At 42.4% G+C, this 255-nt stretch carries 1 protein-coding gene; it reads left to right on the top strand.

The window, feature by feature from the left end:
- On the top strand, positions 1 to 255 hold a 255-nt coding region (locus R0K30_RS22665), incomplete at both ends, for a hypothetical protein (RefSeq protein ID WP_410613183.1).

Genomic DNA, 255 nt, shown 5'->3' with positions numbered 1-255 from the left:
AGCAAAGTGAACTGAGTCAAAAATACCTTGAACGTGCCAGCGAAGGGGTTGAGCGCTTAGGGAAAATAATTACCACTATGAGCGAGGCAACCCGCCTTGAGCAAAGTATTCAAAGTAATGAGCCAGAGCAGTTTGATTTACAAAAAGTAATTAGTGGCTGTATGCAGGGCTACCAACTTACTTATCCTAACCAGTTATTTACACTCAACATTTGCCAAAGCACACTGTTGATGCAAGGTGCCCCTGAATTTATAG

The organism is Bacillus sp. SIMBA_154 (genome assembly GCF_046536015.1).
Lineage (GTDB): Bacteria > Bacillota > Bacilli > Bacillales > Bacillaceae > Bacillus > Bacillus pumilus_P.
This window is presented reverse-complemented; position numbering and strand designations above follow the sequence as displayed.